This window comes from Paenibacillus sp. HJGM_3 (assembly GCF_045062745.1).
GTDB lineage: Bacteria > Bacillota > Bacilli > Paenibacillales > NBRC-103111 > Paenibacillus_AA.
Genome location: NZ_JBJGED010000002.1, coordinates 416,257 through 422,929 on the forward strand (window position 1 = coordinate 416,257; position 6,673 = coordinate 422,929).

Annotated in this window: 7 protein-coding genes and 1 pseudogene; all 8 read right to left on the bottom strand. The window is 53.6% G+C overall.

Annotated features, from left to right (window positions below; translation table 11 throughout):
* Positions 1-73: 73 nt before the first annotated feature.
* Complete coding sequence (locus tag ACI5FR_RS04145; protein ID WP_405450654.1) at positions 74-910, bottom strand: helix-turn-helix domain-containing protein; 837 nt, start codon at positions 908-910, stop codon at positions 74-76.
* Between the two features lie 48 nt (positions 911-958).
* Entirely contained in the window at positions 959-1,648 is a 690-nt protein-coding gene (locus ACI5FR_RS04150) for a DUF7002 family protein (protein WP_405450657.1), read from the bottom strand.
* The gene (locus tag ACI5FR_RS04155; protein ID WP_405450659.1) at positions 1,645-2,853 is read right to left on the bottom strand and encodes an MFS transporter; all 1,209 of its coding nucleotides are present in this window, start codon (positions 2,851-2,853) and stop codon (positions 1,645-1,647) included. Before ACI5FR_RS04155 ends, ACI5FR_RS04150 begins: the two co-directional genes overlap by 4 nt.
* A gap of 2 nt (positions 2,854-2,855) precedes the next feature.
* Positions 2,856-3,335, bottom strand: coding sequence for a DUF6530 family protein (locus tag ACI5FR_RS04160; protein ID WP_405450661.1), 480 nt, complete (start codon positions 3,333-3,335; stop codon positions 2,856-2,858).
* A 117-nt stretch (positions 3,336-3,452) separates the two neighbouring features.
* Positions 3,453-4,037: a TVP38/TMEM64 family protein gene (locus ACI5FR_RS04165; protein WP_405450665.1), complete on the bottom strand. Its 585-nt coding sequence runs from the start codon at positions 4,035-4,037 to the stop codon at positions 3,453-3,455.
* 57 nt (positions 4,038-4,094) lie between these two features.
* Positions 4,095-4,721, bottom strand: coding sequence for a nitrite reductase (locus tag ACI5FR_RS04170; RefSeq protein ID WP_405450668.1), 627 nt, complete (start codon positions 4,719-4,721; stop codon positions 4,095-4,097).
* A 46-nt stretch (positions 4,722-4,767) separates the two neighbouring features.
* Entirely contained in the window at positions 4,768-6,189 is a 1,422-nt protein-coding gene (locus tag ACI5FR_RS04175) for an MFS transporter (RefSeq protein WP_405450671.1), read from the bottom strand.
* Between the two features lie 331 nt (positions 6,190-6,520).
* A pseudogene (locus ACI5FR_RS04180) lies at positions 6,521-6,673 on the bottom strand (VOC family protein); the annotation flags it as partial.

A 6,673-nucleotide genomic window follows, 5' to 3' on the forward strand; every position in this document is an offset into this window, starting at 1 on the left:
ACCTTGATTAATAAAAAACTCTTTCCGCTGTGTCCTAACCTGGACATAAACGGAAAGAGTCATGATTCCGAACCTATAAGTAGGAGGACCCAGCCTCGTCGCTATGGAACTCCTTTACCTTCATCGTGATCGTTTTGGGGTTTAACCAAGAGAACGTTCGGATATCGCGGATAAAGTGCGACTGGTCGAAATAATTGAGAGCGTAGGCGATATCCGACAATCGATCGTACTGCCCCGACTTCATGAGCTGCAGCGCCTCATTAATGCGCACAATCCGAATATACAGTTGAGGCGGCATCCCTACAACGCGGGAGAACCGTTTCTGAAACTGCCGCTCGGAGAGGTGAAAAGCTGCGACCAAATCTTTAACCGTTATCGAGGAAATGTGGCTGCGAATGTACTCCAAGGACAGTTCGATCAGTTCGTCCCGCTTTTCCGTTCGTTTCATCTTCCCCGTTAAAAAATCATAAAGGCAGGCTACCCTCTCTTCATTCGTCGGGGCCGACAAAAGCCGGTCTTCAAGCTCCGATGCATCGAATTGATCGGGGGTTAGAAAGCCATGGTTCAACGAGGAGGCGTCCCACCCGAATAAAGAATACAGGGCGTGAGGCTTTAACACGACTTGGATGGACACATAAGGTTCGCCTTTAAAACGCATTATGCTGGGTTCAGAACCTTGGCCGTGCAGGAACAAGATAGGAATCTCGGAGACCATAGCCGAGCGGATGGCAATACTCTCGATGGCCGCGGTCCCGTCGTTCGCATGCGAAAACACGATCCCGGGAAACCCTTTTGGGCACACCTTGACGTCAAGCGACTCGTTGCCGGTATACGTCGTAATCCGAATGCATTCGATATCGCGCTCCAAAGCCTTAGGCGGTGGTAGTACAGTAAAATGGAATGTGCTCATAAACCCTATTATACATAGGTTTGTAACCTTCGCATACAAATGCCTAACCTATTGTACTGTCGGCTGAACTAATAATGTGATTTGAGAGAAATTGGCGTACTTCCGTAACGTTCCATCCGCATACACATGGATCGCCTTCAAATGCTTGGAGAGCCCGCTCACTCGATCTTCGATAAGAACCTCCTTGACTTCCGAGGCTCGCACGGGTACCGTAGCCTTCTTGACTCGCTTATAGTCCTCGAGAGGCAGCCACATCTCGGGACTCTTCTTGTACGAACAGTGCTGGGGATACCGGGGCGAGCTCCCCGAATCATACTTGGACAGCTTCGCCGCCGAAAAGTGAGCCATGAGCAAGGCAAACGCATCGAATTCCAGAATCGCGAATCGTTCCTTCGGCTCCCTGCGCGAATAGGTATCGAGCATTTTCTGGCAATCTTGCCACGTTGGCCAGAAGAATACGTGCCGGTCCAGTGCAGCCCGGAATTGTTGCAGAGTAATCGATGGTTCGAGCATACCATTCACGATCCTCAAGTGTGGATTGATCGTGACGGCATACTCTCCAACCCTCAGCTCCAAAGGCTCGGATCTACGCTCCCCTATGTGGCCCGGATGGATGGTGAAGCTCGATAATAATTCATCGTAATGCGCAATGGCCGGCAAATTCCGAACTCTTGTGAAATGGAAGAGCGATTTTCGGTTAGGGGACTTTGTAATATCGGCAATCACTTGCTCTTTCACCGGGTTTCATTCCTCACCGTATGGGATGGATGGGTTTGAAAAATCGGGATCAGCAGCAACGCCCCTACCACCAGCATGCCGCCACTAAACGCATATACCGCTTCGAGGGAAAAGGCGTCTTTCGCAAACCCAGCCAAAGACATGCCGATCACCATCATTCCCATAAATATTGGGGTGATCGCTCCTCCGACGCGCCCCATGTAAGCCGGCTCCGTATTGCGCATGATCAGCGTCTGAATGCCGACTTGGACGCAAGGGTAAAACAAACCGCTAATCACTTGCAACGAGAGGGAAAGCACAACGTTGGTTGACATCCCGACCGCAACCGTACAGACGGCACTGACGAGCAGGCCGATAGCGAGCAGCAGCTGGGGTTGAATCTTCTTCGCGATCCCCATGATCGCGGCTCCCCCGATGAGCATCGCGGCACCGTTCGCCATCATCACCCATTGCAGGAACGCTTTGTCTTGCCCCAGCTTCTCCATGACGATGAAGATCGCGAGGGGTTGAATAATGCCGGCGGCCAGTCCGGCTGCGGCAAACGATGTGCTTAACGTTCGGAGCGACCGGTTGTTGACCAAGTAGCGGATACCGGCCTTCATCTCGTTCATGAAACTCCCCTTCCCCATGGAGTCCGGTTCCGATTCGTCGCGGGGCAACAGCGACAGTACTCCTGCCGATCCTAGGAAGAAAGCGAAGGTTAAAATCAAGGAGACATGAATCCCGTATTGGATAAAAATAAATGTGCCGATCATCGGCCCGAAGACCATGAAGATGGCGAGTAAGGACTGGGACATGGCCATCACGCCGGGGAGCTGTTCACCCGGGACATGCTGCTTGTACAGCTTCATCGCCGACGGCTGGGAGAATTGGGACAAGCTCGCCGAGACCAAGGTCCCGAACAGCAAGGCGTACCAGTTCCCGCCTGTCAGGACGAGGAGGACGATCAGTACGGAAACGGCGCTTAGCAAATCGCTTCCTACCATCGTCCGCTTGGGCTGCCAGCGATCGGCGAGAGTGCCCCCGATCAGCGCGAACAGGAAGATCGGCGCGTACTCCACAACCGAGATGAGGGACACATAGAATGAACTATTGTTCGTCTTCTCGGTCACATACAGCAGCACGGCGAAATTCCGGATCCAGACGCCGAGCTGCAGCAGTACCCGGGAGAACATGATCGTTTTTACATATCGGTTCGCAAGCATCGTCAGTAACCCATTTCCTTCAAAATCGCGGACAATGTCCGCAGCCGTTCGCCGATCAGTTCGCCATCGTCGCTGAGCGCTTGGCTGAACAGCTTAATATCTTCGCGGATGTGTTCATTATCCGTACAGACGGACACCGTCATCGCGTCCCCTTGGAGCCCTACCCGGTCAATGACTGGATTCTCCGGATTATAGAGCTGTTCGTACCGGTACGCTTCACGAAAGTACTCCATGCTGCGGCATAGCAGGATGGACAAATCTAGCACCCGATGCAGCGGCAGCTCTTCGGATTGACGCGACCACTTCTCCCCGGTATATCTCCACACTTTGGCGGAGATCTCCACCTTGCCCCGGTCATTCCATTGGGCCAGGCCTAGGGACAGACCCTTCGCATCCGTGCGGTTCGCATAGCGGCCATCGACATTCTCGTAGTTCTCTGAAACGATTACCGGTTTATGTTTTAGCGTTGTCGGAATTTTCATCGTATGTTCTCTCCTCGTATATTTTTTAGTAATTTACTAATTTACTAATTCACTAAGCGCAAGAACAATCTTAGTCTACCTCGCAGCAGATGTCAATATGCAGCGCATAAATGGGTTTCATTCCGGCTGCCGGCGGCTTGCTTTTGTTTTCTTGGATCTCAGGAGGAGAAGGACGACGATCACGAATGCAAAGGAGACGAGGAGTCGGGGATAGTTCGACTTCAGCTCGATCAGATCGTGGCCGATCAATGTTTCCAGCGCGATAGAAGGAGCTTTGCCTACGAGGGATGCGAGCATAAAATCCACAAACCTCATCGTGGATAACGCCGCTACGACCGTAACGAGACCGGATGGCATCAGGGGCGTCAGCCGGGCCAGCAAAATAATGACGAGCTGCTTGGCCCGGTTCTCCTCATTGAGTCGCTGCAGCCACTTCCATGACGTCTCGGAGCTTAACGCTTTGCGGAGGCCGAATCGGTACAGGATAAACGATACACCCGCTCCCAAGATTTCGCCGGCCAGCGACACGAAGAAGCCGGGAACCAAGCCGAATACGACGGCATTGGCGCCCGACAGGAATACGGACGGTACGACCCCTAATACGCTGATGAGGATGTTGAGCAGCAAGCTGACCAGCACGGCCCACATACCGAAATTTCTAAGCCACTCGGCGGTATTGGCCAAATCAAACAACGAATCCATGCGCTCGACATCCCCATTCCGAAGTATCTCAGGATGATCTTACCGAGTCGGCATGCTTCACGTCAACCCTGCCGCCGCTTGCAGCTGCTCGAGTGTCACTCGATGTACGAACCTGCTGAACTTCTCTTTTCCCTTCGCGTTCGTTTGATAAAAGCGGATGATGGCCAAAACGGTCGGAATCAGCCGGTCCTCCGGTATCCCCGAGGCGAACAGAACGGCAAGCGTTGCTTTTAGTCCTTTCGGCTCTCCCCCTACATACAGGTCATAGACGTCTCGCATTTTGACAACACCGATGTCCTTCAACAGCGGTTCGCTTGTGCCAAGGGCACAACCCGCATATCCGATCTTGAGCGGGGTCGGCGATTCAAGTCCGGCGATGGCTTCGTTAAGGGCGCGAGCCGTCTCAAGTCCTGCTTCTTCCGCTCCTCGGCAGAACGGACAGGCGATCAGACTTTTGGTTCCGATTCCGGCCTGATACACACTGAGGCCTGCTTGCTCCAGCTCGTATTGGATCGTTTCATGACGCTCCGGCGGTACTTCTACATACAGCTGGTTGAACGTCGTCATCTCGATCCGAGCTCCCGTCCCTGCTACGGCTGCGATCCGCATGAGCTGCTCCGGTGTGAACAGTCTTCCCCCGACTTGAATCGGCGGCACCACGGCTAGCTTAAACGATTCACCCATTTTGAGTCTCCTCCTGTTCTCCTAATCGATACTTTACAATACCCCACTACCGTATATTTGGCGTGCGAATAAACACAAGCGCAATCAATGCTCCTGCGAGAGCTACGATACCCGACCAGAAGAACGCTAACTGAAACCCGTGATTCAGCGCGATTGACGCCTCGCCTGCTCCGTAGGATGACGTGGCAGACGCAGCGATCGCCACCATGACGGCCAGACTGATCGCCGAGCCGATCTGATAGCTCGTGCTGGCCAGACCGGAAGCTAGCCCCGCCTCCTCAGGCTTCGCTCCCGACATGGCTGTCATCGTAGCGGGGATATAGGCAAGAGACATGCCTAGAGCGCCTAATAGCGAGGCAGGCAGTACATTCAACAAGAAATTGCCTTGAACAGGTGTGTATCCGTAGAACAGAAACAACGAACCGCTGAGCACGAGCAAGCCCAGTACGAGATTCGGTTTGACTCCGAGCTTGCCGATCCACTTGCCCATAATGAAAATCATGAACACCGCGATCAGCAGCGTCATGGGAAGCAAGGCGACCCCGCCGCCGAAGGCGGAATAGTTCAACACTTGCTGCAAATAGAGATTGAGGAAGTACCAGAGCGGAATCCAGGCGCCGGCCAACAGCATTAACGACAGGTTGCCTACCGCCAGATTCGGCGCACGGAAGATGCCCAGAGGGACGAGCGGTTCCCGCTTCACTGCTTGGGAGATCAGGAACAGGATTAAAAGTCCACCACCAGCGGCAAGCGTCCACACTGTGGTCGGGGCACCCCACCCGTTGTGATCCGCAGTTACAATGCCGTATACGATCAGGACCAAAGCCGCCGTAGCCAGCGTTGCTCCCACGATGTCGAGACTGCCCCTTCTGCGCATCCCTTCCGTCAGCAATCGAGGGGCGACTAATAAGACGAGCAAGCCTACGGGCACATTGATCAGGAACGTCCATTGCCAGCTAAGCCATTCAGTGATGACCCCTCCAAGGAATACACCGGCGGATCCGCCCGCCGCAGCGGATGCACCCCAATAACCGAGCGCTCGGCCCAGCTCTTGCGGATTACGTCCGAACAGCATCATTACTAGTGTAAGCGCAGCTGGAGCGATAAGGGCTGAACCGAAACCTTGCAACGCTCGGCCGGTGTTAAGGACCGCATCGTTCCACGCCAACCCGGCGAGCAGTGACGAGGCGGTGAGGATAGCGAATCCCCAGAGGAATATGGTCCTCTGGCCGAACAGATCGGACAGCCGGCCGCCCAGAAGCAGCAGTCCCCCGAAGAAAATAACATACGCATTGAACACCCATTGCAGGCTGTCTTGCGAGTATCCAAGCGCGTCCTTGATTGCGGGCAGAGCGACGCCAATAATAGACGTATCCATAATGACCATAAAATTGGCAACGCATAGTAAAGCAAGTGCGCTCCATCGTCTAGGATCGGCTTGAGCTTGTATTTGATCTCGTGTCTGCATTACAACGACCTCCTAAAGAATAATTGAGACGTTTGGTTCGCCTGGCTCCAGATCGCATTCGTTGACGGCCGTCAAGGAACGAAGCAAACGGAATCCAGATATTACCCATCCTCAGTGAATATAGTATACCCCCCTACCCTATATTGTCAATGTTAAATTCCTTTTAGAGAACGGATTCAACATATTGCGTCACGGGTAAGTGAAGGTTCATAAAGCGATTATCGCTCAACCGCGATAAGCAGGTGCGAGGCCGAAAGACCGCCTCCATAAGAAAACGGGGCTTTCCGTGAGGAAAGCCCCGTTTTCTATACACAACAACGTCGAGGGACAATTACCAGGTCTCGCCGCTGTCCAGGTTGAATTGCCACTCCGTCCCGAACTTGTCCGTCAGGCTGCCGTAGCATTTGCTCCAGAACGTCTCTTGCAGCTCCATCCTGACCTGCCCGCCGACGGACAACCGGTTGAAGTAGGTGGTGAGCTTGTC